We start from the raw sequence: 24,775 nt of genomic DNA, 5'->3' as shown, positions 1-24,775 counted from the left end.
GGGTAAAATTTATCACCAGATTACCAGGCCTGGTAAGTTTATTGAATTGGAAACCTATGCGCATTATCATCTTATTCACGGTTTTATTATCTAACCTAATTGTTAGCCCTTTGACCTGGGCTAAACCGATTGCTCAAATACTAAACGACCAGGCCTGGTCATTTTCTGAGCCGCTTAAAATCGATCCATTAAATATCAGCGGAGTCGTCATTACCGATAACTTTATGGCTTTAGCGACCGATGAAGGCAATCAAATCCAAATTTTCAAAGCCGACAATAAAAAAAGCTGGAAATCGATTAATGTGATTCAATTAAGTGATGACTCTGAAGAGATGGATATCGAAGCTTTGGCCTGGCAAGCCCCATATTTATATGCGCTCGGCTCACACAGTGCCAAACGCAAAAAACTTAAAAACTCGCTTAACCAAAAGGACAACATCGCACGGTTACAAACCATTTATGCTGAGCCGGCAAGACAAAAACTGGTCAGACTCGAATTGGATTCCGCCGCCAGGGTCATTCAACAACAATCGCTCTCCATCCAACAAGAGCTGACACGACACCCTTTATTAAAACCCTTTATCGGTTTACCAAGCAAAGAGAACGGCATTGATATAGAAGGTTTGGCGATTGATGGCCAAGGTCGGTTACTTCTGGGATTTAGAGGCCCTGTGTTCCGAGGCAATATTGTGCCAATACTGCGTTTAAAACTTGCCAAAAACCGCTTCGCCATCAAAAAATCCAAACTGCTGTATATCACTACGGCCGGAAATGGCGTGCGTGGTTTATCTGAAGTTCCCCTCTCAAAACCTGAGCAATTTTTGGTGTTAAGCGGCGCTGTTGGCGACCAACCACTGCCCTACCAAGTGAGTTTATGGAACGCCGAAAACGCCATTACCGCTAACGACACACCCAGCGACAACCTGATTCACCTCTGTGACCTCCCCCCATCTTCTGGCAAACCTGAAGGGATTCAGTTCATAAAGAAACAAGCCCATAGCATCGATTTTTTAATCGTCCAGGATGGACTAAAAAATGGTCAAGCACACCTTTACCGCTGTCCAATCAAAACGCATGGTTAGGTATTGGTTACCAGCCACTTAAACGTTTCTAGAAACCAAACGTAATATCCGTTGGTGAATAATTTCAAACTGAAGGTAAATAAAAACGGCCAATGAAAATTGGCCGTTTTGGATTAAATTTTATTGTTTCGATTTTTTGCTTTCCCGGCTATCCAACAGTTGCTGTATGCTGGCTTGCCAAGCTTTGGACAAGGCGGGGTGTTTTAGCGCACGTTTCAAGGTCTTCCAATCTTTTTCGCTACTTGGGTTAAGTTTAGCCAAGAACAGGTCTTTTATACTCACCGCTGGAAACTTTTCAGCCGATTCAGCACTACGGGTCAACCACCTCACTGAGTGATTGGTTTCTAACCAACCTTCACTTAATACTCGGCAATAAAAGCCGACATGACCACTTTCACCATAGGCTTTTAAAAACTCACCGGCTTGCCATTTCTGACTGTCTTCAGTCACCAAAGCATCCAATTTCCAGCAAGGCGAACGTGGCTGAGTCACCTCCAACAGCACAGAACCGATTTGCAATCGATCCCCTAAACGGATTTCCGCTTCGTCAATATCATTGATGGTTAGGTTTTCACCTAAAAATCCATAAGGATGGGCGATTTCAAAACGCATATAAGCACTGCTTGGCAGAACCAACACCGCCTTGTCTTCACCGCCATGACTTTTCAAATCCGCCTGTTCATCACCCTCAAGCCCAAATTTAGATAACTTGATTCTCTCTTGAACGGCTTGCTTATGAATCGCGGTTGAAGTGCCGTCACGCCAAGGTTTTTCAACGATTTTACCGATATTCACGGAAACAATTTTCATAGCCATTCCTTATTTGAAAGAGGCGCGATTTTTATTCTGGTTTAACCAGTTAGAACAGACTCGGAAGGTTTTTATACAGAATAAACGCTCCCATTAATACTAAAAATATCGCAAAACCACGTTTTAACTGTTCTTGATTGATTTGGCTACTGATTTTATGTCCTAACCATCCACCGACGATACCGATTACCGAGAACATACCGATGATTTGCCAATCTACACTCAGTTGCAATGCCTCCAGCACTTTTAAATACTCTAAGAAGCCCGCAAAGGATTTGACCGCAATAATCACCAAACTTGTACCTACCGCCAAACGCATGGATAAGCCGCCAAGCAGAACTAAAGCGGGAATAATCAAAAAACCTCCGCCAACACCCACTAAGCCGGTGACACCGCCAACTAAAAAGCCGTCTATCGCGATTTTAAACATCGCTCGCTCTTCAAGCTCCGTTTCAGCATCCAGCTTGACGGGTTTAAACATCAGGTAAGAGGCGGCAAGCAAGAGCACGGAAAAGATCAACATCTGCAAAGCGTCACTGACATAATGTGCCAGCCAAGCCCCAAATACCGCACCGGCCATGCCTGGCACACCAAAAATCACCACGGTGCGCCACTTGACCAGACCTTGTCTAGCGTAAGGGATAGCTGAAAATATGCTGATAATCCCGACAATCATGAGAGAACCGGCAATCGCCACTTTGGTCTCTTGACCCACAATATAGGTTAAAACCGGAACGGTTAAAATCGACCCGCCAGAACCTAACAACCCTAACGTTAAACCGATAAACAGAGCACCTATCCAAGCTAAAATCATCTACGGCTCCTTTCTCTTTAAAAACACACCCGATTCAATATGGTGGGTGTACGGAAACTGGTCGAACAAAGCGGTTTCGACAATCTCATGGGTTTTCTGGATGGAGGCTAAATCAATCGCCAAAGTTTCCGGGTTACAGGAGATATAGATAATGCGCTCGAACTCAGTCACCATCTGGCGGGTTAAATCATCCAGACCAGAGCGCGGTGGATCGACAAAAATGGTTTGAAAATCATAGCTATTCAAATCGATGTCTTTTAAACGATTGAATTGTTGGCCTTGAAGGGCTGCGCTAATCTCTTCTGCGGCCATTTTAATGACCGTAAGGTTATCTACCTGGTTGGCGGCGATATTGAATTGCGCCGATGCCACCGAGGTTTTGGAGATTTCCGTTGCCAACACACGGTTGTAATGTTCACTTAGGGCGATGGAGAAGTTACCGTTTCCACAATACAATTCAATCAAATCACCTTCTGCATCTTGTGACATCTTACGTGCCCAATGCAACATGTTTTGCGCCATCTTGGCATTTGGTTGGGTAAAGCTATTTTCTATTTGCTGGTAAATGAATTTTTTACCATCCACCTGCAGCTCTTCCACCACAAAATCTTCGTCCAATAGAATCTTCTGTTTACGCGCACGGCCGATAATATGGGTAATTGGCAAGCAAGTTTTCAAAGCCTGTGCCGCATCTAACCAGGCCTGGTCATCTTGGATTGACTTACGGTAAATCAAGGTCACCAGCATTTGCCCGCTCAACGTCGCTAAAAAGTCCACCTGAAACAGACGTTCACGCAACACCGGTTGCCGGATGATTTCAGCCATTAATTTCGGCATCAAATCGGCAATCGACTCTATCGCCATCGGGCACTCTTTAATCGCTACCTTCTCTTTGGTTTCCTGATTGAACATGATGTAATCCGACTCATCGCCTTCATGCCAAATACGAAACTCGGCACGCGCACGGTAATGTTCTGGACTAGAAGCAAACACGGTTTGCGGTTTGTCTTGGGCGGATGGCGGGAGCAGTTGGTTTAATCGAGTTACCTTATCGGCCAACTGCGATTCATATTGTTCAGGATAAACTTGGCAGAGCATAATTTAAGCTTTATGTTTTGGGTGATTAAAAGAGCTGCAATTATACTTGATTCACCTACAACTAGGTATGACTCTTCTAATGCTTAAATAAAAACCCTATTTATACCATGACTTTAGAGCGGTGCCATATAGGATATAGCGTGTATTTATTTCATAAAAATCGCTTCTCAAAATTAGTGGTTGGGCTTTAAATCGGGTAAAATGTGCGGTTCTTGGAAATTCTTGTAACGCAATACGGCAATCAATAAACGGCAAACTCATGACAAAACGTACAGAACGCATTCAAACTCTTCGCAACCTTCTTAAAGAACGTGTGGTGGTTCTTGATGGAGCCATGGGCACCATGATTCAGAACCTGAATCTGACCGAAGAAGATTTTCGTGGCGAGCGTTTTGCCGATTATCACATGGACATCAAAGGCAATAATGACATCCTAGTCATCACCAAACCGGAAGTGATTCGTGAGATTCATCTTGAGTTCTTGCGTAAGGGTGCGGATATTCTTGAGACCAACTCATTCAACGCCACCACCATTGCCCAAGCCGATTACGACATGCAAGAGTATGTCACCGAGATTAATATCGCCGCCGCCAAAGTGGCGCGTGAAGCCTGTGACATTGCCGAAGCCGAAGACGGCAAACCGCGTTTTGTCACCGGGGTGCTTGGGCCAACCAACCGCACTGCTTCGATTTCTCCAGATGTGAATGACCCTGGTTACCGCAACACCTCGTTTGATGAACTGGTCATCGCATACAAACAAGCCACCCATGCTTTGTTAGAAGGTGGCGTGGACACCATTCTGATTGAAACCATCTTTGACACCCTAAACGCCAAAGCCGCTATTTTTGCGGTCAAAGAGGTTGAAGATGAAGTCGGTTATGAAGTACCGATTCAACTTTCGGGTACCATCACCGATGCCTCAGGGCGTACTTTATCGGGGCAAACCACCGAAGCGTTTTATAATGCGGTGGCGCATGCCGAACCACTTTCAGTCGGTTTAAACTGCGCTTTAGGGCCTGAAGAACTTCGTCCTTATGTGCAAGAATTAAGCCGTGTCTGCGAAACCTATGTCTCGATCCACCCGAATGCCGGCCTGCCGAATGAATTCGGTGAATACGACGAGACCCCAGAGCAAATGGCCGAAGAGATTGCTGTCTGGGCTGACCGTGGTTGGATCAATATCATCGGTGGCTGCTGTGGAACGACTCCCGACCACGTTCAAGCGATGGCTTTAGCCGCACAAGCCAAACCGGCACGTGCGCTTCCAGAAATCAAACCCGCTTGTCGTTTATCCGGTTTAGAGCCGTTAAACATCGACGAAGACAGCTTGTTTGTAAACGTCGGTGAACGTAACAACGTCACCGGATCGGCTCTGTTCAAGCGTTTAATCATTGAAGAAAACTACGACGACGCCATCAATATCGCGGTTAAGCAGGTTGAGGATGGTGCGCAAATCATCGACGTCAATATGGACGAAGGTATGCTGGACGCCAAAGCGTGCATGGTGCGTTTCTTGAACCTATTGGCCTCTGAACCGGAAGCCTCCCGTGTACCGATTATGATTGACTCCTCAAAATTTGAAGTCATCGAAGCGGGCTTGAAGTGCATTCAGGGTAAAGGGGTGGTCAACTCCATCTCGCTTAAAGAGGGTGAAGAAGCCTTTATTAAGCATGCCACCCTGGTCAAAAAATACGGTGCGGCGGCCATCGTAATGGCATTTGATGAAGACGGTCAGGCCGATACGCTTGAACGTAAAATCGAAATCTGTAAACGCTCTTATGAAGTCTTAACCCAAAAAGTGGGCTTTTTACCGCAAGACATCATTTTTGACCCGAACATCTTTGCGGTCGCCACCGGGATTGAAGAACACAACAACTACGGTTTGGATTTTATCAATGCCGTTACCTGGATTAAACAGAACCTACCATACGCCAAGATTTCCGGCGGGGTGTCCAATGTCTCCTTCTCATTCCGTGGTAATAACCCGGTGCGTGAAGCGATTCACTCGGTATTCTTGTACTACGCCATTAAAGAAGGCATGGACATGGGGATTGTCAACGCCGGGCAAATGGCGATTTACGACGACCTTCCCGAGCGTTTACGTTTAGCGGTTGAAGATGTCATTCTCAACAAAGACCCAGAGGCCGGTGAACGTTTACTGGAGATTGCCGCCGAATTTTTGGGTGATGGCACCGCAGCCTCTAAAGAAGCGGATTTGGCGTGGCGTGACGCTACGGTTGAGAAGCGTCTGGAACACTCGCTGGTAAAAGGCATTACCGACTTTATTGAAGAAGACACCGAAGAAGCCCGCGTTAAACTGGGTGCACCGATCAATGTCATCGAAGGACCGTTAATGGACGGTATGAACGTGGTCGGTGACCTGTTTGGTTCAGGTAAAATGTTCCTGCCGCAAGTGGTGAAATCGGCTCGTGTAATGAAACGTGCGGTCGCCTACCTTGACCCGTTCCTGCTTGCGGAAAAAGACTCCACCCGCGTGCAGGGTAAAATCGTCATGGCTACGGTAAAAGGGGATGTTCACGATATCGGTAAAAACATCGTGGGCGTGGTATTACAGTGTAATAACTTTGAAGTCATCGACCTAGGTGTGATGGTGCCGGCCGAGAAAATCTTGGACACTGCCATTGCCGAAGGTGCGAATGTCATCGGTCTTTCTGGGCTTATCACCCCTTCTTTAGAAGAGATGGTGAATGTGGCCAAGCTTATGAAAGAACGCAATATGGATTTACCGCTACTGATTGGCGGCGCAACCACCTCTAAAGCACACACCGCGGTGAAGATCGAACCGCAATATGATCATCCGGTAGTCTATGTTAAAGACGCTTCGCGTGCCGTAGGTGTGGCGCAAAGTTTGATTTCTGCCGATTTAAAAGGCGATTTTGCCGCCAAGATTCGCGCCGAATATGAACAGGTGCGTGAAGAGCGTAAAGCGCGTGCTAAAGAGGTACGTCGAATCCCAATCAATAAAGCGCGAGAAAACCCTTCTTTAACTGACCAGGCCTGGTCGGATTACACGCCGGTTAAACCTAAGTTTTTAGGCACTAAGGTATTAGAGGATTTCCCGTTGGAAAAACTGGTTGAGCGTTTTGACTGGTCTCCATTCTTCCAGTCTTGGGAATTACATGGTCTTTATCCGCGTATTTTGGACGACAAAGTGGTCGGTGAAGAAGCCAAAAAAGTCTTTGCTGACGCGCAAATTATGCTTAAACAAATCATCGAAGAGAAATGGTTGACCGCAAAAGCAGTTTACGGTTTCTACCCAGCCAACCGTGTGGGCGATGATATCGAAGTCTACGCCGATGAAAGCCGCTCAGAAGTGATTCACCGCTTCCATCATCTACGTCAACAGGCGGAGAAAAAACGCGGTGGCGCCAATAACTGCCTGTCTGACTTTATCGCTTCAAAAGACTCTGGTGTGGCCGACTACATCGGTTTCTTTGCGGTAACGGCCGGTATTGGGATTGATGAACATACCGAGCGTTTTGAAGCGCAACACGATGATTATCGTTCCATTATGCTCAAAGCCCTGGCAGACCGTTTTGCCGAAGCCTTTGCTGAGACCTTGCATGAGATTGTACGTAAAGAAGATTGGGGCTATGCACCAGACGAAGCGTTGGAAAACGAAGATTTAATTCGTGAACGTTATCAAGGGATTCGCCCTGCCGCTGGTTACCCAGCTTGCCCAGACCACACCGAGAAAGGCATTCTATGGGAGCTACTTAAACCCGATGAAAAAATCGGCCTGGAAATCACCAGCAGTTTTGCGATGTATCCAACAGCAGCCGTTTCAGGCACCTATTTCGCCCATCCGGAATCACGTTATTTTGGGGTTGGCTCTTTAGGTCGCGACCAAGTAGAAGACTACGCCCACCGCAAAGGCTGGACAGTCGAAAAAGCCGAAACCTGGTTGGCCCCCAACTTAGGGTATGACCCAGAAGATTTTGCCAACTAAAACAATTTTCAACTTCTTAAAACTAAAAAGCCTAAGAAATCGTTTCTTAGGCTTTTTTGCTTTTATGGACAAGCAATTCAACAAATTACCAGGCCTGGTTAAATATTTCAGCCCAGGATGAAACCTGTCAGTAAAAGTTGAGATAACGTAGAAAAAGCCCCCTTCTGTAAGCAATCGTCATTTCACTTAGCGTAGTGGGCGTTAAAAGATTTCATTGTTTCTTGTCTCTCCGCTTCGCTACAGCCAAGTTCTTCGTTTGAGCGTAGCGAGTTTTGAAATCTTAGCCAGCAAGCTTAGTGAAATAGATTGTATCAGCAGGGTGCCTTTTCTTTGCTTCCTTTCTTTGGGCAAGCAAAGAAAGGAAGGGGAAGCCTGATAGATAAAATTAGAAATTTATAAATTTCAAAAAAGGCTTCTCAACGAAATAGATAACTATCCAATTTACCAGGCCTAGCAAATCCTATGGCCGTCAATAAATTGTGAGCATAGGGTAAAAAAAAGGCTGAACAGCCATCAAAAACTAAGCAGTGGTATTGATATTGTTCCCTAAATTGGCTGGTAGCCCTTGTGTGCTTGGTGTTATTTGCGGAATCGATTCAATTAAAGCCAACGCATTTTGTGTTTGGGTGTCTAAGGCTTTTTTAAGCATACCCACACTGGTTTGTTCTTGAGTGTAGACTTCCTTTTGTGCCAATACTGCACTGACCATGCCACTCGCTGAAACACCTGAAATATCCATATCAATCACCTTACAAATAAAATCCTACTTTTAAGTTATCGGCACTTAAAACTGAAACTTTAGTTTAAGCATGTCTTTATTTCTCAGTAACTCGATAAAGTTATCGTTAAAATAAAAATCATTGAAGATTTAAAAACCAGGTGATACCGATGCTCGACACACAAAACATACAATGCCCTTATTGTTGGGAAACCACTGAATTGGTGATTGACCCATCAGAACCCCACCAAGAATACATTGAAGACTGTTTTGTCTGTTGTCGGCCCATTCACTTAATCATTGATATAGATCACTGCGGAGTGGCTAATATCCAAGCGTTGAGCGAAGAGGATGATATCTACTAGGTAAATTAGGAAAATTTTATGGCAAGTGGAATTTTTGCGATTTTAGATGACATCGCGATGTTGATGGATGATACAGCAGCGATGGGCAAAATTGCGGCTAAAAAGACAGCAGGCCTCTTAGGTGACGACTTGGCGGTCAACGCTGAAAAAGCCACCGGGTTTCACGCATCGCGTGAACTGCCGGTACTTTGGGAAATCACTAAAGGCTCTATCCTCAATAAGATTATCATCTTGCCACTGGCTTTTTTATTAAGCTACTTCGCTACTTGGCTACTGGTGCCGATTTTATTGATTGGTGGCGCATATTTGAGCTATGAAGGTGCCGAAAAAATCTATGAATGGCTAATGCATCTAAAAACCACCACACATCAGACTAGACATACAGAAGAATCAGTCAGCACAGATTTCCTAGAAAATGAATCCGTTAAAATCAAAGCGGCGATTCGTACTGATTTTATACTTTCCATTGAAATCATCCTCATCGCACTTGAAACAGTAATAGAACAACCTCTAACAACTCAAATTCTAATCGTTAGCCTGATTGCGTTAATCGCCACGGTTGCAGTGTATGGTTTGGTTGCTCTAATGGTTCGCATGGACGATTTGGGATTTCGCCTCCAGGAAAAATCACTGGAAACTTCAGGCTTCACCTCCAAAATAATGACCATAGTCGGCCAAGCATTAGTGACATCATTACCCAGACTCATCCGTTTACTGATGATTATCGGTACTATCGCAATGTTATTGGTTGGTGGAGGAATGTTTGTCCACAACATCGAATACGTGCATCATCTTATGGAAACGTGGCCAAGTTTGGTTAGCGAGTTTGTTGCAGGGTTAATTGTTGGAACAGTAATCGTTTTGATAAAAAACCTAAAGAAAAAACCAGATCACAACACCTAGACCGACACAGCTCGTCACCAATGCTGAACCATATTCCTCTTAGCCAAAATAGCGACTTATAATCAACAAGTTAACCAACTTCACATTAGGGCGAACTTATATCACCGTTTTCCTAAATAAGCCCTCCTTATCCATCTACTAAAAACCCTGTATTGACTCGCTTAATAAAACCATTAACAATACCCTATATTTTGAAGTTATTAGGGTTTGCGGTTATGGAAATTACGGTCTGGAGTGGATGGCTCGGAGGCTTAGCGATTGGTTTATTTGTAATTTTGCATTTTTGGCTAATTGGTAAACCAGCTGGTTGTTCAACCGGTTACGGAAATGTATGTGGCTATATATGTAAAAACATGAGCTACTACCATGAAGGTGAGTACCGCGATAAAAACAACCCAAAACTCTGGTTTTTGATCGGAATTCCAATCGGTGGTTTACTCAGTGCTTTAGGTTCAGCAGAACCTTGGCATTGGAGTTTTGACATGGGCATGTATGACCAAGTGTTGCCTCAATCAAATGCAGCCAAGGCAATTTGGCTGATTTTTGGAGGCATGCTACTGGGCTTTGGGGCTCGTTTAGCAGGTGCTTGCACAACAGGCCACGCCTTGGTGGGTGGCGCGATGATGAACCCTCCTAGCCTTTTAGCGGGTGTGGTGTTTTTTATGAGTGCATTTTTAATGACTCAACTTTTATTTAATTTTTGAGAATCACGGTTATCGTTATGGAAAATGAATCGCATAAAAAACCGCCTATTGAGAGCTTAAAGCTAACCATCATCTCCTTTGTATATGCTTATAGAGCAAATATCTTGGCGTTAATCATGGGAGCAACTTTTGGGTTCCTGATGAGCCATGCTGGCGCCACCACCTTCGACTACCACGCCAAGATGTTTTTGTTTATCGACCTGCAATTAATGAAAGTCATCGGCACGGCGGTTGTGGTTGCGATGATCGGTGTCTATCTGATGAAAAAATACCATATTCAAGCGGTAACGACTGGCATGGAAGTGGACTTCGTTAAAAAACCTTATCAGCAGGGTCTAGTAGCCGGCGCGTTTTTATTTGGTATTGGCTGGGCAATGACCGCTTCTTGCCCCGGCACGGTACCGGCCATGCTCGGTGAAGGTAAAATCAGCGCATTATTCACTTTGATTGGACTGTTATTGGGCACCATGGCTTATGGGGTTTTACAAAGCTTTATCGCCCATAATGGAAGTTATGCCGATACTTTTAAAAAATAAAACCTCCTCCCTAACTCAAGACACAGTATCTGAACTTACTGATTATTTTATCGATACAACGCAATTCCAAACCAGTCGGTAAGTTCAAAATCCGCTAAGTGATTAATCTTATTAACAAGTTCTATAAATAAAATTCATCAATTTCCTATAAATTCCGTTTAATTTCATTATAATACCCTCTTTTTTAATTCTTAAAACCTACACAATCCTCTTAAAATCTTATCTGGATTATCTAAGTCTAAGAAACCACTCGTAAAATAGAGAGCCATTTGATGACAACTCAACATATTCGCAATATCGCAATTATTGCCCACGTTGACCACGGTAAAACAACCTTGGTAGACCAACTATTAAAGCAATCTGGTACGTTGGATGAACGTAAAGATATGGGTGAGCGTATGATGGATTCTAACGATCTTGAAAAAGAGCGTGGGATCACCATCCTATCTAAAAACACCGCTGTTAAGTGGAATGATTACCGTATCAACATTGTAGACACTCCAGGCCACGCCGACTTTGGTGGTGAAGTAGAACGTATCTTATCGATGGTTGACTCTGTTTTACTATTGGTTGACTCGGTTGAAGGCCCTATGCCTCAAACACGTTTTGTAACTGAAAAAGCACTAGCCCAAGGCCTAAAGCCGATTGTTGTTATCAACAAGATCGACCGTCCTGGCGCACGTCCTGACTGGGTTTTAGACCAGACTTTTGACCTGTTTGACCGTCTAGGTGCAACAGACGAGCAGATGGATTTTGATGTGCTTTACGCTTCTGGTTTAAATGGTTTTGCTGGTTTCGATGAAGACGTTCGTGAAGGCGACATGCAGCCTGTTTTCCAAACGATTATCGATAAAGTTTCTCCACCAGACGTTGATCTAGGCGGACCTTTCCAGCTACAGTGTATCTCTCTAGACTATGATACTTATAAAGGTGTTATCGGTACTGGACGTATTAAACGTGGTTCGGTACAGGTAGGTATGCAGGTTCGTGTTGTCGATGCAAAAGGTAATATTCGTAACGGTAAGATGGGTGAACTATTTGGTTTCCACGGTCTTGAGCGTATTAACATTGATGAAGCACATGCGGGTGACATCGTTGCATTCGCTGGCTTCGACCCTCTAAACATTTCAGAAACGATTTGTGATCCTAACCACCCTGAAGCGTTACCGGCATTAACGATTGATGAACCGACTGTAAGCATGACTTTCCAGGTTAACAACTCGCCGTTTGTTGGTCGCGAAGGTAAATTACTGACCTCTCGTCAGATTCGTGAGCGTTTGGACAAAGAATTGTTAACTAACGTGGCGCTACGTGTTGAAGACACTGAAGATGCGAACAAGTTCCGTGTATCTGGTCGTGGTGAACTTCACTTATCAGTATTAATCGAAACCATGCGTCGTGAAGGTTTTGAAATGGGGATTTCTCGTCCAGAAGTTATCTTCCGTGAAGTGGATGGCGAGATGCAAGAACCTTACGAAACCCTAACGGTTGATGTTCCTGAAGAAGCGCAAGGAACTATCATGGAAGGTTTAGGTTTACGCAAAGCAGAAATGCAAGACATGGTTCCAGACGGACACGGTCGTGTACGTATCGACTTCATCATCCCTTCACGTGGATTGATCGGTTACCGTACTGAATTCATGACGGCAACTCAGGGTGAAGGTTTAATCTTCTCAAGTTTCTCTCATTACGGTCCTAAATTTGCAGGAACGGTTGGTGAAAGAACTCGTGGTGTATTGATTTCGATGGAAACCGGTAAAGCTTTAGCATTCTCATTATTCAACCTACAAGACCGTGGTCGTTTATACGTTGGTCATGGTGAAGAGATTTATGAAGGGATGGTTATCGGTCTTCATAGCCGCGCAAATGACTTAACGGTAAACCCTATCAAAGGTAAGCAGTTAACCAACATGCGTGCTTCTGGTACAGATGAAGCCTTAACATTGACACCACCAGTTCGTTTCTCTCTTGAGCAAGCTCTAGAATTTATCGATGATGATGAATTAGTTGAAGTAACGCCTGAAAGCGTACGTATTCGTAAAAAGTTATTAACTGAAAACGAACGTAAACGTGCAGGTCGTTCTAAAGGTTAATCTTTAAGATTAATTTAATAAAAAACCGGCTTTTAAGCCGGTTTTTTTATGCCTAAAATTCCAAAAACCTTAACAATTTAGGTGATAGAATAAAAATTCATCTTCTGACATTTTCTTGGATATAAAAGATATATTGAAAGACAAGTTGAAGAACCGTTTATTATCGAATCATTAAGGGTTTCGTACCAGATGCGTAAATATTTTTTACTGTTAGCGTTACTGACTTCTTCTTTATTAAGCGGATGTGACACCCCTGAAAACCCCACCAATAACAATACCATCGACTTAACAATCTATAGCGGCATCACCATGATCCGCCCATTAAGTGTATTGGCCAAAGAATTTGAACAGCAACACTCGGTAAAAATAGACATCAAGCAAGGTGGTTCGGGCTTCCTCTATAAAACGATTAAAGCGGAAAAGAAAGGGGACATATTCTTCCCTGGTACAGATTCTTATCGAATTAAAAGCCTTAAGCAAGGTGAAACCCTTCTCCAAGAAAAAGTATTTGTCGGTTATAACCGAATCGCCTTGGTTGTCGCTAAAGGCAACCCAAAACACCTAACCAATGATCTTAAGCAACTCACTAATCCACAGTATTCAGTGGTACTCTCCTCACCCGAATCTGGAGCGGTAGGAAAAAATGCCAAAGCAATCCTAGATAAAGCCGGATTAACGAAAGCGGTTTACGATAACGCCACCTACTTCACGACGGATTCACATCGAATTTTTCGTGCCATCAAAGAACAAGATGCCGATGTTGCATTGAACTGGTATGCCACCACAAAATGGCCTGAAACCGCTGACTTTATGGATGCCATTCTATTACCCGAATCCATTGCAAAGCCTCAAAAATTAGAAATGAGCCTACTCTCCTACTCAAAAAAACCTAATTTAACCATCCAATTCATGAACTTTGCCAGTAGCAAACATGGTTTGGAGGTGTTTGCAGAGTATGGCTTTTTAACCGATGAAGAGTTACAAATCGCATTGAAAAACATAACACCCATTGCCGAGAGGGTTCAATAACAATGCTACCTAAACCGAACAAACTCATCAACCAAACCCCCAAAAACCTATTTTGGCTTTTGATTATTTTCATTATCGGGATTGGCTCGCAAGCTGTTCTAAACTTGAGCATCTCAAACTTCATATCTGACCTGGATCGCCAAGTAAGAAACTCAGAAGTCGAAAATATTCTTGGCCAAGAAATTGTTCTGGAAATTCACAAAATCGAATCTAACTTTTTCCAAATGGCGGCTTTTCCAAACGTTCACTTGAGAAGAATTATCACCAATGAAATCCTTGAATCAGAAGCGGAAATCGAACACGTTCTTAGCATACTTAACCAAGGTGGAACCTATAAACATCGGATTGATTTGAATTTACCTAATACCGAAGAGCAATTTGAAATCCTTTTTTACCAGCCAAAACTGTTAAATAAATTTTCTTTCTCGTATTCAGATATTTTGCCGAAATTTAATATCATCAATCAAAAAATCACTCTACTTACCCAGCAATTGATACATATCGACAGCCTCAGAAATTCTCAATCTCCCGAGCTTGCCGAGGCGATTTCAGACTTAAAACTACAAGTTAAGTTTTTCAAACCCATATTCCATCGCATTAAAGAAGATGCGAACCATATCTTTTACCAAAACAAGCTCGACTTTCAACAGACTTTGAAGATCGTTAATGAGAAAAAAAACCAATATCGAAACCTTCAGCTGACTTTGACAATCAGCGTTTTGCTACTAGGCCTTTTAGGATTTTATAAATTAAGCCGTAATATACGTACCACAACCCACCAAATTCAGACCAATCAAGATTACACCCAAGATATTTTAGATTCGCAATCCAATATCATTATCGTCAATGACGGGGTGAAAATCATTGATGCCAGTGGCGGGTTCTTCAAACTATTCTCCGACTACGACTCCCTAGAATCTTTTGCTGAGGACTATAACTGTATATGTGACTTATTCGTTAAGGAGCCTGGACTGGTCTACCAATTCGACGACCGAAACTGGATAGATTACTTAATTGAGTTCCCAAATTTAACGCATAAATGCAAAATCGACTATAAAGGCAGCATCACCACCTTTCAGATTAATGCCGTTAAATCCGACAAATACCATCGCTATATTATTTCCATGTTTGACATTTCTGAGAATGAACGAATCAACGCCGACCTACAGGAACAGAAAAACCGAGCATTAGAGGCGACTCAAGCCAAAGGGGTATTCCTGGCGAATATGTCACATGAAATCCGCACACCACTCAACGCCATTCTTGGTTTTATTGGACTACTGAAAGATAAGCATCATGACCCTGAAAGCACCAAATATTTAAATACGATTGATAATTCAAGTCATTCTTTATTAGGCATTATCAATGATATTCTAGACTTCAGTAAAATTGAGAGTGGCAAACTTGATATTGACCCTGTGGCTTTCAATCCAAGTAAAGAGTTTGCAAGCACCGCGGATCTGTTCCGTGCCCGCTGCAGTGAAAAACACATTTCATTTTCAATCATACTTTCACCAACTTTGCCTAATGGTCTAAAAAGCGATATTTTAAGAATCAAACAAGTGCTTTCAAACTTAATCTCAAATGCAATCAAATTCACCGAGGCCAACAGGTCGGTTTCTTTAAAAATCGATTATAGCAACGGCTTGCTTCACTGTTCAGTGGAAGACCAAGGGATTGGGATATCGCCAGATGCTGTTGAGCGAATTTTCGAAGCTTTTTCTCAAGCAGAAACCTCTACTACTCGCAAATTTGGTGGAACCGGCCTAGGATTAGCTATTAGCTCTAAATTAGTCAGTATGCTTGGTGGTGAACTCAAGGTGGAGTCGACTCTTGGCAAAGGCAGTCGATTCTACTTCAGCATTCCTGCCGAAACCGTCACCATCAATGAAAAACCTGTGGCACTTGACAATAAAGCCATAGATTATCATGGCCATATCTTATTGGTAGAAGACAATAAGACCAACCAATTACTGATGAGTGCTATCCTCAAAAAACAAGGCTTAACGTTCGACTTGGCCGAAGATGGGCTTCAAGCGATTGAAGCGGTCAAAAACCGACACTATGACTTAATCCTAATGGATGAAAACATGCCGAATTTAAATGGCATTGAAGCGACCAAACAGATTAGATTATGGGAAAAACAAAACTCAGAAAACCGGTTAACACCGATTGTTGCACTTACCGCCAATGCGATGACTGGAGATCGCGAACGTTTTGTTTCTGCAGGCATGGACGAATACCTAACCAAACCTGTTAACCTGCCTAAACTCATTGCCATTTTCAGACATTTCTTACCTAAAAAAGAGATCCCTTAAAGCGCCAAGAAGCCTTTCAATTGAAGCCTTATGATGCTTAGCGCTTTAAAAAAGCATTTTTTCTAGTAAACTGATAACAATCAATATTCAATCTGGAAGATTATAGATTCTATGTTTGCTCAATACCTTTACAGCCCAATTGAACCTTTTGTCCAACACAGTCTTCAAGTTGATAGCACCCATACATTACATATTGAAGAGTGCGGCAACCCATTTGGAATTCCGGTACTGTTTGTACATGGTGGCCCGGGTGGTGGTTATGCTCCGATTCATAGACAGTTCTTTGATCCTGCCGTATACCGTATTGTCTTGTTTGACCAAAGGGGCTGTGGTAAATCGAGACCTCATGCCTGTTTGACCAATAACACAACGGCTCACCTGATTGAGGACATTGAAAAGATCCGTCGTCATCTACAGATTGATAAATGGTTACTGTTTGGAGGTTCTTGGGGCTCTACCTTATCGCTACTGTATGCGCAAACCTATCCTGAACGGATTTTAGGTCTGATTTTGCGCGGTATATTTTTATGCCGAGACCAAGACCTAGCCTGGTTCTACCAAAAGGGAGCGGATACATTTTTCCCCGAATACTGGGAGGACTTTATTGCCCCGATAGAACCTGACAAACGTAACGATATGATTGCGGCATATTATGAGCAATTGACAAGCGACAACGAAGTTGCCCGTATGCGAGCCGCTGAGGCCTGGTCTGTCTGGGAAGGTCGTACCTCAAATATTGAAACCGATCAAAGCACCGTCAACCATTTCGGGGAACCGTTCCACGCTTTGGCTATGGCCAGAATCGAATGTCATTATTTCCAACATCAAGCCTTTATCGAACCCAATCAAATAATCAACAATGCCAGCTCCATTAGCCACCTTCCCATGACCATTGTTCATGGACGCTATGATATGGTTTGCCCGGTTAACCAAGCGTTTGAACTGCATAAAGCGTTACCGAACTCAAAACTGGTTATCTGTAATCATTCAGGCCACTCTGCGATGGAACCTGAAACGGCTAAAGCCTTAGTCAGTGCAACTGAATGGTATGCGGAGTTACTTGGTTAAGATGATCTGTTTAATCCAAAGAGTCACGAAAGGTAAAGTTGAGGTAGAACAAAAAACGGTTGGTGAAATATCAGCAGGCCTGGTCGTTTTGACAGCATTTCAACCGAACGACAACATTGACTCTATAACAAAAATGACTCATAAGTTATTAAACTACCGACTCTTTTCTGATGAAAACGACAAAATGAACTTAAACGTGAAGCAGGTAAAGGGGGAACTATTATTGGTGCCGCAATTCACTTTAGCCGCCAATACCAAAAGCGGGCTACGTCCCAGCTTTTCATCATCGGCATCACCGGCGGTAGCCACCCTGCTTTTCGATCAATTCGTCGAACATTGCCGTCAACAACACCCCTCCATCCAAACGGGTAAATTTGGGGCTGACATGCAAGTTTCATTGACCAATGATGGCCCAGTGACATTTTGGTTGGAAGTTTGAATTGAGCAAGAGTTAATCTCAGTTAAGCTTTATGGGATTAAACACCCATTCATTGGATTATTTATTTTAATTCACTGTATAAATCGCTAAACTAATCTATACGCATCATAACTTTGGAAAACATAATTCTTCATGCTATCGACAACCGCTAACCCACCACTTATTCTGGTTATTGAAGACGATCCCGTTACACGCTTAACGGTATCTAAAGTACTTCGACATTATGGCTATCAGGTTATTGATGCAAAAAACGGTAGAGAGGGGTTTTCCAGTTATATTGAAAACAAGCCCAATCTCATCCTGCTTGATGCCATGATGCCGGAAATGAATGGCTATGAGGCCATTAAAGCGATACGAAATTATGAATTAGAACACTCTGTTCCTATTTTGATGCTCACCTCCTTAGAAGACACCGAATCGATAGAACTCGCCTTCGATTCTGGCGCAACCGATTTTATAACCAAACCCCTTAACTGGGAATTGCTGGCACAGCGTGTGAAATACGCGCTACGCTCTTCCGAAATTGAGGAAAAACTCCGCCGTAGCCAGTCCCAGTTAATTTTTGCCCAAAAACTCGCCAAACTCGGATATTGGGAATGGGATGCCACCACCGACGAAGTGTCTGGCTCCGAATCGGCTTTTGCCTTATTTGGAATCCCAAAACAAACGGGGATTAGCCTTGAACAGTTTTTATCTAACATTCTGCCCAAAGATAAACCGATTATTCAACAAGCTATCGCAGAAGCGGGTCAAGGTCAGTCTCATATTCAAATCAGCTTCCGAATATTGCAACATGATGGTAATCTCACACACATCGAGTGTTTGGGTGAAGTCACCTTTGACAGAGACAACCAAATCATTAAAATTACTGGCTCTGCCCAGGATATAAGCCGCTTACATAAGGCTGAATCTCTGATTCAATATCAATCTCAACACGATAGCCTCACGGAACTACCTAACCGGGCTAGCTTCACCGCTACGGTAAATGAATACTTGACCAATCAATCTTCTCAACGTTTAAGTGCCGTCATCATTTTTGATATTGACCGCTTTAAACAGATTAATGAGAACCTGGGACAAGAGCAAGGCGACCAGCTATTAACCTCTTTGGCGCAAAGATTAAGTCGAATTACCCGAGAGGGTGATTTTGTTGCTCGTTTAGGCAGTGATGAGTTTGCTGTATTGATTACAAACCTACAATCTCAACATGAATTGAACCTTTTACTGAACCGTTTTTCCCAGGATTTGAACGCACCATTCATTATTGATCAAAAAGAGCTGTTTATCAGCTACAGCATTGGGATTTCAATCTTTCCTGATGATGCTGATAACTCGGAAATACTGCTCAAAAATGCCAATATCGCTCGTACTACGGCAAAATCCCGTGGCGGAAATCAATTTATCTTTTATAAACCCGAGTTGAATGACAACGCGCAAGATATTCTTGCCCTGGAAAATGACTTGCGCCGTGCGTTGCAAAACAATGAAATCGAAGTGTTCTACCAGCCGCAGGTAGATGCGAACACCCTGGTACCGACAGGCTCTGAAGCTCTTGTTCGGTGGCGACATCCATCACGCGGCATTATCCCTCCTGGTATCTTTATTCCTATCGCCGAAAGCACTGGAATGATTATTGAAATTGGTAAATTCGTACTGGAAACCGCCGTAAAAGACACTGAAACTTGGCACTCCTTGGGTTATTCTGAACTTCATATAGGTATCAATTTATCCAGCCGCCAATTTACCCAGTCAAACCTGATGGAACTGGTGCAACACGTCGTGACCAACACGACCTTACCCGCTCACTTCATTGACCTGGAAATCACGGAAAGCTTGGCGATGAGTAATGCCGAGACCAATATCAATATCTTGAATGGCCTCAAAGCGATTGGCGCTTCGCTTTCAATCGATGATTTTGGTACAGGATATTCATCACTCGCTTACTTACACAGCTTTCCTATCGACACCATAAAAATCGACCGTTCGTTTGTGATTAACTTGGATACCAAAGAAGGCCAGGCGATTGCCAAAACCATTTTAGCCATGGCGGATAGTTTGAAGCTTTCCGTGGTTGCCGAAGGCATTGAAACAAAAGAGCAACAAGCCTTTTTGCAGTCTCATAATTGCAATATTTTGCAAGGCTACAAATTCGGTAAACCTATGCCAAAAGATGAGTTTACTGTTTGGCTACAAAAATATAACACACTCTAATTTTACATTTACTAAAAGGAATATGACCAACATGCAGCTTGATATCAGCAACTTGGACATGCTCAAAGAAATCATTGGCGATGACCTCAAGGAAGTTTTAAACGTCTATCTTGAATCCACCCCTGACACCCTTTTTAAACTTGAGGATGCCGTTGCCAGCAAGACATCGGCTACAGTGCAATCTCAAGCGCACTCATTAAAAGGAAGTTCTGCGAATATCGGTGCAAATAATTTATCGATGCTCTGTGCTGAGTTGGAACAAAAGGCTAAAAACGATGATGCCGCCGATTTCGATTCACTATTCAGCAAAATTAAAACGGCAAGTATTGCAGTTGAACAAGAACTTAAAGACTATATCAATACATTTTAAAAACTCCTGCCTTAAAATAGATTGCTTATTTTATTGATTGCCTACGGGTAGACAAACAAGGAACCAGCCAACATGCATTATCGCGTAACCGACGATGAAAAAAGACGTGCTAAAACACCTCACCATATTTTCAATATAAACATCATTATCACCCACCTTTTCATGTCGATGATCATTCTAGAGATTGGCGATTCCCTGGAATTAATTCTTATTCCTTTGATTTCTAGCTTAGTGATTGGATACCTATACATGACCAGCAAAAGGGTATCTCAAAATGATACTTGGTTTGTTGCGTCACATTGGATTATGGCTTGGAGACGAGGCAGAATATTGCTGATCAGTTATGCCATCGCTTTAGGAATGGTCGGACTGTATCTACTGATTGATATGATTTTCCCTGGCGGATTCAGTATGAATGACTTTTCAACCGAAGGCAATCAGACCAATTTAGGTGAAGTGATTACATTACGTTTTGCCGCAGTGGTTATCTTTGTCGCAGTCTTGATCACCTTCATGCAGACAGGTATTGCGGTATATGATGCCGGAAACGGTATCTCGAATCCTGCAATCGAAAAATTCCTACCACGTGGTGAAACGGCTAATGAAGAGCTGGGCGAAGGCAGTGACGAAGCACAACATGGTAATACCAAAAAAATGGATGATAACCAGTAATGTCCAAACCGAGTCAGACAAAACACACTCCAAAGAAACTGCCTGTTTTTTGGATTCTATTTTTTATCAGTACGATTGGTTTTTCATTAATGCTGTTAATTCAGCCAGATCGTGAACCGGTAGACACGGCTCATTTACCATGGAACTCGAGCTTTGATGGGCAAGGAAAACTGCATGCTTTAGGCTTGACCCTACATAAATCCACATTAAGCGATGCTATGGCACTTTATGGCAAGGATGTTGAGGTTAAACTATTCTCCGATAAGGATGAATCGAATAAATCGCTGGAGGCTTATTTTCCGGTTATCTATATCGGCTCAATTAAAGCCGGCTTAACCCTAAAATTAGAAGCGACGAATGAAGAACTAGAGAATGCCTATAGCAATGGGAAAAAAACCTCTCTAACCACCTCTGGTGAGCGTGAGGTTGAGCTTTACACCTCTGAAATAGCCAAGTTCTTCAATTCGCCGATTTCGAGCATGGCTCTTATCCCTAGAAACAATTTAACTGAACGTGCAATCGATAAACGTTTTGGACAACCTGATCGCAAGGAAATCCAATCGGATGGATTAGCGCATTGGTTTTTTGATAAGTTAGGTTTGGAGCTTATTATTGATGCGGAAGGTCCGGAAGCGTTGCAATACACCTCAAAACAGTAGCCACCCTACCAATACAAACAGCTAGCATACGTACAATTTTTAGTTCATTGCAATTGGAAAACTCTGTAAACCTACCAGGCCTGGTAGGTTTGATTTGAAAGCCACAAACCAAACTTTATTTAATCAGTCTTAGCCCTACTTACTACCCAAATTCTCTCCATTTTGAGCTATTTGGCTTCAGGTTCGGGCTTAGTCGATTGCTTTTTAGCTTCACCAGCTTGTTCTTGATTCTTTTTATCGGTGTTTTTTGGGGTATCCGATTGAATATCTTCAGGAAAGTCATCATCCATAAAAATTCTATTGGCTTGACCATCCATATCATCAAAATGACCGTTTTTAGCCATCCAGATGAAGACCACAACAACTAAAAACCCAAAAAACAACATCATCGGGATTAACCCATAAATCACATCCATCAGCCTGTTTCCTAAATCTTCCTATACACAGTGTTAGTTTGTCTGCTTTTTCTTATTGAAAAAACTGCGAATTCGTGCGGCATTACCAATAACAACCAAGCTACTTAATGGCATCGTGATCGCGGCAATCAAGGGGGTTAATACCCCCGTCATTGCAAGCGGAACCATAATCAAGTTATAGGTAATCGAACTGGCGATATTCTGTTTAATGGTGCGCAGTGTTTTCGCTGAAAGCTCAATCGCCGTGTCAACCGCAAGCAATTCATTATTCATCAACACGATATCCGCACTTTCCATCGAAACGTCCGTTCCCGAACCTAGAGCAATCCCCACATTCGCTCTCACCAATGCCGGGGCATCATTGACACCATCACCAATCATGGCAACCGTTTGCCCTTTTGCTTGAAGACTGCGAATGACTTCGTTCTTATCGTCGGGAAGCACTTCGGCAATGACATTCATACCACCCAACTGTTCGGCAACTCGATCAGCGACAACCTGCAAATCGCCACTCAGCAAGGTCACCTTTTTACCTTTGGCTTTTAGCCTGGCAATCAGTTCAACCGCTTCTGGACGAATCTCGTCTTCCAAAAACAGCACCCCTTGCACAACGGCGTCTTTGGCAATCCAAACAGCGGTTTGCGCCAATTTTGCTTGCTTAAGTGCCTGTACATTCAACTCTTGCGGAATGGCAATCCCCAATGAAGCCAGCCAACCCGCCGTACCTATTTGATAGAAAACACCATCAATACTGCCTTCGACACCTTTACCTGCAGTGATTTTGAATCCATCTACTTTAAGCCAACTATTTGTTCCATAATTGAACTCTTGTTTTACAGACTCTACGATGGCAGTAGCCAGACTGTGCTCCGATAAATGCTCGATTGAAGCCGTGGCTTTGAGAATGGTTTCGCGCGAATCAGAATCCACGTAGGCTTCTTTAACCACCTTCATCTTACCTTTAGTCAAAGTACCGGTTTTATCGAACACAAAATGCTCTATCGAGTGCAGAATCTCCAACACCGTACCATTTTTAACCAAGATGCCATTACGCGCAGACACACCAGAAGCCACAGCAATCGCCATCGGTGTCGCCAATCCAAACGCACATGGGCAAGTAATGATTAAAACAGCCGTCGCCGTCATAACGGCAAATTCGAGGCTTTCATTGAAAAACCAAAACACAAAACTCGCCAATGCCAATGAAATGGTGGTGGAGACAAACCAAGGCATAATCTTATCGGCAGTACACTGGATAGGTGCTTTAGAACCTTGAGCCTCCTCCACCATATGCACAATCTTACCTAACTGAGTATCCTGAAGGATTTTCTCGACCGTGATGGTCAAGTGGCCATCGACATTCAATGTGCCGGCAATGACGGCATCATTGACACCCTTGCTGACCTCTTTGGATTCCCCGCTTAGCATGGATTCGTTCACCATGCTTTGCCCGTTTAGAACAACACCATCCACCGGAATCTGTTCACCTGGCTTGACGACGATAGAGTCACCGCGAAGTAGCGTTCTTACTGGAACAATCGCTTCCACTCCATCATGGGTTTTTCTGGCAACCTTAGGTTGCAATTCCATTAATCGACGTGAAGAATCAATCGCTTTGTTTTTAGATATCGCCTCTAAATAACGCCCAATCAACAGTAAGAACATAAAATCGATTAGGGTATCGAAATAGACATCACCGGAATGTGTGGGTTCGATGGTCACCCATAATGAATAAAAATAGGTGGTTAACATCCCCAGGCTGATGGAAACATCCATGCCAACGGTTCGAGATTTAAGTGCAGTCAATGCACCTTTCAAGAAAGGTTGACCAGAATAGGCCAATGCCGCAGTGGCAATGATGAACTCTAACCAATGAAAATAATTTCGATACTCGCTATCATCCGCCGCACCCGTGTAGAGTGCAACGGAGAACCACATCACGTTCATCATCGCAAAGCCGGCAAAGCCTAAACGATAGAGTAAATCTCGATTCGCCTTTTTATAAGCGGCTTCACTAGCTGAAGGGTCATAAGGGGTCGCATCATAACCAATCGAATTTAACTCTTTAATGATGGTAGAGAGTTTGGTTTTGCTATTATCCCAACGGATTTTGATCTGCTTATTGGTGAAGTTTACCCGTGCGAGCAATAAGCCATCCATTTTTGCCAAAGTATGCTCTATCAACCATACACATGCCGCACAATGGATCGCTTCTGACATTAGGGTAATTTCACGGCGGTCTGATAGGTTTTCAACAAATTGCGATTGCACTTCATCGTAATCGAAAAACTCCACGTCTTTATTGGGTGGAGGTGGAGGAGATAGAAGCTCCCCAGAAGGGGTTCTTTTATAGAAACTCTCCATTCCGGCTTCATGAATGACCTCACAAACAGAGGCACAGCCATTACAGCAGAAACTTTGGGTTTTTCCCTTGATCGGCCTTAATACCAAATCTTCATTTGGAATGGCTTGACCACAATGAAAGCAGGAGTTTGACATT

The 24,775-nt window shown here is 43.2% G+C and carries 21 protein-coding genes; 15 read left to right on the top strand and 6 right to left on the bottom strand.

Annotated features, from left to right (window positions below; genetic code table 11):
• Positions 1-56: 56 nt before the first annotated feature.
• A complete protein-coding gene (locus L6421_RS01130) occupies positions 57-1,082 on the top strand; it encodes a DUF3616 domain-containing protein (protein ID WP_237262140.1) in 1,026 nt (341 codons plus the stop codon).
• Between the two features lie 120 nt (positions 1,083-1,202).
• On the opposite strand, the gene L6421_RS01125 is transcribed toward L6421_RS01130, so the two are convergent.
• From L6421_RS01125 to trmA, 3 genes are read right to left on the bottom strand one after another with little or no spacing between them, the layout of a single operon-like run.
• A complete protein-coding gene (locus tag L6421_RS01125; protein ID WP_237262139.1) occupies positions 1,203-1,892 on the bottom strand; it encodes an MOSC domain-containing protein in 690 nt (229 codons plus the stop codon).
• Positions 1,893-1,941: 49 nt separating this feature from the next.
• Positions 1,942-2,706: a sulfite exporter TauE/SafE family protein gene (locus tag L6421_RS01120; protein ID WP_237262138.1), complete on the bottom strand. Its 765-nt coding sequence runs from the start codon at positions 2,704-2,706 to the stop codon at positions 1,942-1,944.
• Positions 2,707-3,804: a tRNA (uridine(54)-C5)-methyltransferase TrmA gene (trmA, locus tag L6421_RS01115; RefSeq protein WP_237262137.1), complete on the bottom strand. Its 1,098-nt coding sequence runs from the start codon at positions 3,802-3,804 to the stop codon at positions 2,707-2,709.
• Between the two features lie 259 nt (positions 3,805-4,063).
• Here trmA and metH point away from each other — a divergent pair, with 259 nt between their 5' ends.
• Entirely contained in the window at positions 4,064-7,774 is a 3,711-nt protein-coding gene (gene metH, locus L6421_RS01110) for a methionine synthase (protein WP_237262136.1), read from the top strand.
• Between the two features lie 520 nt (positions 7,775-8,294).
• Here metH and L6421_RS01105 read toward each other — a convergent pair.
• Positions 8,295-8,513: a YjfB family protein gene (locus tag L6421_RS01105; RefSeq protein ID WP_237262135.1), complete on the bottom strand. Its 219-nt coding sequence runs from the start codon at positions 8,511-8,513 to the stop codon at positions 8,295-8,297.
• A gap of 149 nt (positions 8,514-8,662) precedes the next feature.
• Here L6421_RS01105 and L6421_RS01100 point away from each other — a divergent pair, with 149 nt between their 5' ends.
• From L6421_RS01100 to L6421_RS01040, 13 genes are all read left to right on the top strand, one after another.
• Positions 8,663-8,857 (top strand): CPXCG motif-containing cysteine-rich protein, encoded by a 195-nt coding sequence (locus tag L6421_RS01100; RefSeq protein WP_237262134.1) that lies wholly within the window; start codon positions 8,663-8,665, stop codon positions 8,855-8,857.
• 18 nt (positions 8,858-8,875) lie between these two features.
• The gene (locus L6421_RS01095) at positions 8,876-9,760 is read left to right on the top strand and encodes a DUF808 domain-containing protein (RefSeq protein WP_237262133.1); all 885 of its coding nucleotides are present in this window, start codon (positions 8,876-8,878) and stop codon (positions 9,758-9,760) included.
• Between the two features lie 215 nt (positions 9,761-9,975).
• A complete protein-coding gene (locus tag L6421_RS01090; RefSeq protein WP_237262132.1) occupies positions 9,976-10,464 on the top strand; it encodes a YeeE/YedE family protein in 489 nt (162 codons plus the stop codon).
• A 17-nt stretch (positions 10,465-10,481) separates the two neighbouring features.
• Entirely contained in the window at positions 10,482-11,000 is a 519-nt protein-coding gene (locus L6421_RS01085) for a DUF6691 family protein (RefSeq protein ID WP_237262131.1), read from the top strand.
• A gap of 272 nt (positions 11,001-11,272) precedes the next feature.
• Positions 11,273-13,093, top strand: a complete 1,821-nt coding sequence (typA, locus tag L6421_RS01080) for a translational GTPase TypA (protein ID WP_237262130.1) — start codon at positions 11,273-11,275, stop codon at positions 13,091-13,093.
• Between the two features lie 189 nt (positions 13,094-13,282).
• Complete coding sequence (gene modA / locus L6421_RS01075) at positions 13,283-14,122, top strand: molybdate ABC transporter substrate-binding protein (protein ID WP_237262129.1); 840 nt, start codon at positions 13,283-13,285, stop codon at positions 14,120-14,122.
• 2 nt (positions 14,123-14,124) lie between these two features.
• Positions 14,125-16,440 (top strand): ATP-binding protein, encoded by a 2,316-nt coding sequence (locus L6421_RS01070; protein WP_237262128.1) that lies wholly within the window; start codon positions 14,125-14,127, stop codon positions 16,438-16,440.
• A gap of 111 nt (positions 16,441-16,551) precedes the next feature.
• Positions 16,552-17,508 carry a prolyl aminopeptidase gene (gene pip / locus L6421_RS01065; protein WP_237262127.1) on the top strand — a complete coding sequence of 319 codons (957 nt, stop codon included), beginning with the start codon at positions 16,552-16,554 and terminating at the stop codon, positions 17,506-17,508.
• A complete protein-coding gene (dtd, locus tag L6421_RS01060) occupies positions 17,474-17,947 on the top strand; it encodes a D-aminoacyl-tRNA deacylase (RefSeq protein ID WP_311195286.1) in 474 nt (157 codons plus the stop codon). The genes pip and dtd overlap by 35 nt, the downstream gene beginning before the upstream one ends.
• 132 nt (positions 17,948-18,079) lie before the next feature.
• Positions 18,080-20,158: a two-component system response regulator gene (locus L6421_RS01055; RefSeq protein WP_237262125.1), complete on the top strand. Its 2,079-nt coding sequence runs from the start codon at positions 18,080-18,082 to the stop codon at positions 20,156-20,158.
• 31 nt (positions 20,159-20,189) lie between these two features.
• A complete protein-coding gene (locus L6421_RS01050; RefSeq protein ID WP_237262124.1) occupies positions 20,190-20,528 on the top strand; it encodes an Hpt domain-containing protein in 339 nt (112 codons plus the stop codon).
• 72 nt (positions 20,529-20,600) lie between these two features.
• Positions 20,601-21,200: a hypothetical protein gene (locus L6421_RS01045; RefSeq protein ID WP_237262123.1), complete on the top strand. Its 600-nt coding sequence runs from the start codon at positions 20,601-20,603 to the stop codon at positions 21,198-21,200.
• On the top strand, positions 21,200-21,859 hold the full coding sequence (locus L6421_RS01040) for a hypothetical protein (RefSeq protein WP_237262122.1): 660 nt from the start codon (positions 21,200-21,202) through the stop codon (positions 21,857-21,859). Before L6421_RS01045 ends, L6421_RS01040 begins: the two co-directional genes overlap by 1 nt.
• 167 nt (positions 21,860-22,026) lie before the next feature.
• Here the strand turns inward: L6421_RS01040 and ccoS are convergent, their stop codons facing one another.
• Both ccoS and L6421_RS01030 read right to left on the bottom strand, forming a co-directional pair.
• Complete coding sequence (gene ccoS / locus L6421_RS01035) at positions 22,027-22,275, bottom strand: cbb3-type cytochrome oxidase assembly protein CcoS (protein ID WP_237262121.1); 249 nt, start codon at positions 22,273-22,275, stop codon at positions 22,027-22,029.
• 33 nt (positions 22,276-22,308) lie between these two features.
• A complete protein-coding gene (locus L6421_RS01030) occupies positions 22,309-24,774 on the bottom strand; it encodes a heavy metal translocating P-type ATPase (protein ID WP_237262120.1) in 2,466 nt (821 codons plus the stop codon).
• Position 24,775: the final 1 nt, after the last annotated feature.

Source organism: Thiomicrorhabdus immobilis, from assembly GCF_021654855.1.
Lineage (GTDB): Bacteria > Pseudomonadota > Gammaproteobacteria > Thiomicrospirales > Thiomicrospiraceae > Thiomicrorhabdus > Thiomicrorhabdus immobilis.
The sequence above is the reverse complement of the archived record's forward strand: the minus strand, read 5'-3'. Positions and strand labels throughout refer to the sequence as shown.

What these genes read in the sequence shown, in the direction of transcription:
- L6421_RS01130 (WP_237262140.1), top strand. Translation starts at nt 57, where the DNA reads ATGCGCATTATCATCTTATTCACGGTTTTATTATCTAACCTAATTGTT.
- L6421_RS01125 (WP_237262139.1), bottom strand. Translation starts at nt 1,892, where the DNA reads ATGAAAATTGTTTCCGTGAATATCGGTAAAATCGTTGAAAAACCTTGG.
- L6421_RS01120 (WP_237262138.1), bottom strand. Translation starts at nt 2,706, where the DNA reads ATGATTTTAGCTTGGATAGGTGCTCTGTTTATCGGTTTAACGTTAGGG.
- trmA (WP_237262137.1), bottom strand. Translation starts at nt 3,804, where the DNA reads ATGCTCTGCCAAGTTTATCCTGAACAATATGAATCGCAGTTGGCCGAT.
- metH (WP_237262136.1), top strand. Translation starts at nt 4,064, where the DNA reads ATGACAAAACGTACAGAACGCATTCAAACTCTTCGCAACCTTCTTAAA.
- L6421_RS01105 (WP_237262135.1), bottom strand. Translation starts at nt 8,513, where the DNA reads ATGGATATTTCAGGTGTTTCAGCGAGTGGCATGGTCAGTGCAGTATTG.
- L6421_RS01100 (WP_237262134.1), top strand. Translation starts at nt 8,663, where the DNA reads ATGCTCGACACACAAAACATACAATGCCCTTATTGTTGGGAAACCACT.
- L6421_RS01095 (WP_237262133.1), top strand. Translation starts at nt 8,876, where the DNA reads ATGGCAAGTGGAATTTTTGCGATTTTAGATGACATCGCGATGTTGATG.
- L6421_RS01090 (WP_237262132.1), top strand. Translation starts at nt 9,976, where the DNA reads ATGGAAATTACGGTCTGGAGTGGATGGCTCGGAGGCTTAGCGATTGGT.
- L6421_RS01085 (WP_237262131.1), top strand. Translation starts at nt 10,482, where the DNA reads ATGGAAAATGAATCGCATAAAAAACCGCCTATTGAGAGCTTAAAGCTA.
- typA (WP_237262130.1), top strand. Translation starts at nt 11,273, where the DNA reads ATGACAACTCAACATATTCGCAATATCGCAATTATTGCCCACGTTGAC.
- modA (WP_237262129.1), top strand. Translation starts at nt 13,283, where the DNA reads ATGCGTAAATATTTTTTACTGTTAGCGTTACTGACTTCTTCTTTATTA.
- L6421_RS01070 (WP_237262128.1), top strand. Translation starts at nt 14,125, where the DNA reads ATGCTACCTAAACCGAACAAACTCATCAACCAAACCCCCAAAAACCTA.
- pip (WP_237262127.1), top strand. Translation starts at nt 16,552, where the DNA reads ATGTTTGCTCAATACCTTTACAGCCCAATTGAACCTTTTGTCCAACAC.
- L6421_RS01055 (WP_237262125.1), top strand. Translation starts at nt 18,080, where the DNA reads ATGCTATCGACAACCGCTAACCCACCACTTATTCTGGTTATTGAAGAC.
- L6421_RS01050 (WP_237262124.1), top strand. Translation starts at nt 20,190, where the DNA reads ATGCAGCTTGATATCAGCAACTTGGACATGCTCAAAGAAATCATTGGC.
- L6421_RS01045 (WP_237262123.1), top strand. Translation starts at nt 20,601, where the DNA reads ATGCATTATCGCGTAACCGACGATGAAAAAAGACGTGCTAAAACACCT.
- L6421_RS01040 (WP_237262122.1), top strand. Translation starts at nt 21,200, where the DNA reads ATGTCCAAACCGAGTCAGACAAAACACACTCCAAAGAAACTGCCTGTT.
- ccoS (WP_237262121.1), bottom strand. Translation starts at nt 22,275, where the DNA reads ATGGATGTGATTTATGGGTTAATCCCGATGATGTTGTTTTTTGGGTTT.
- L6421_RS01030 (WP_237262120.1), bottom strand. Translation starts at nt 24,774, where the DNA reads ATGTCAAACTCCTGCTTTCATTGTGGTCAAGCCATTCCAAATGAAGAT.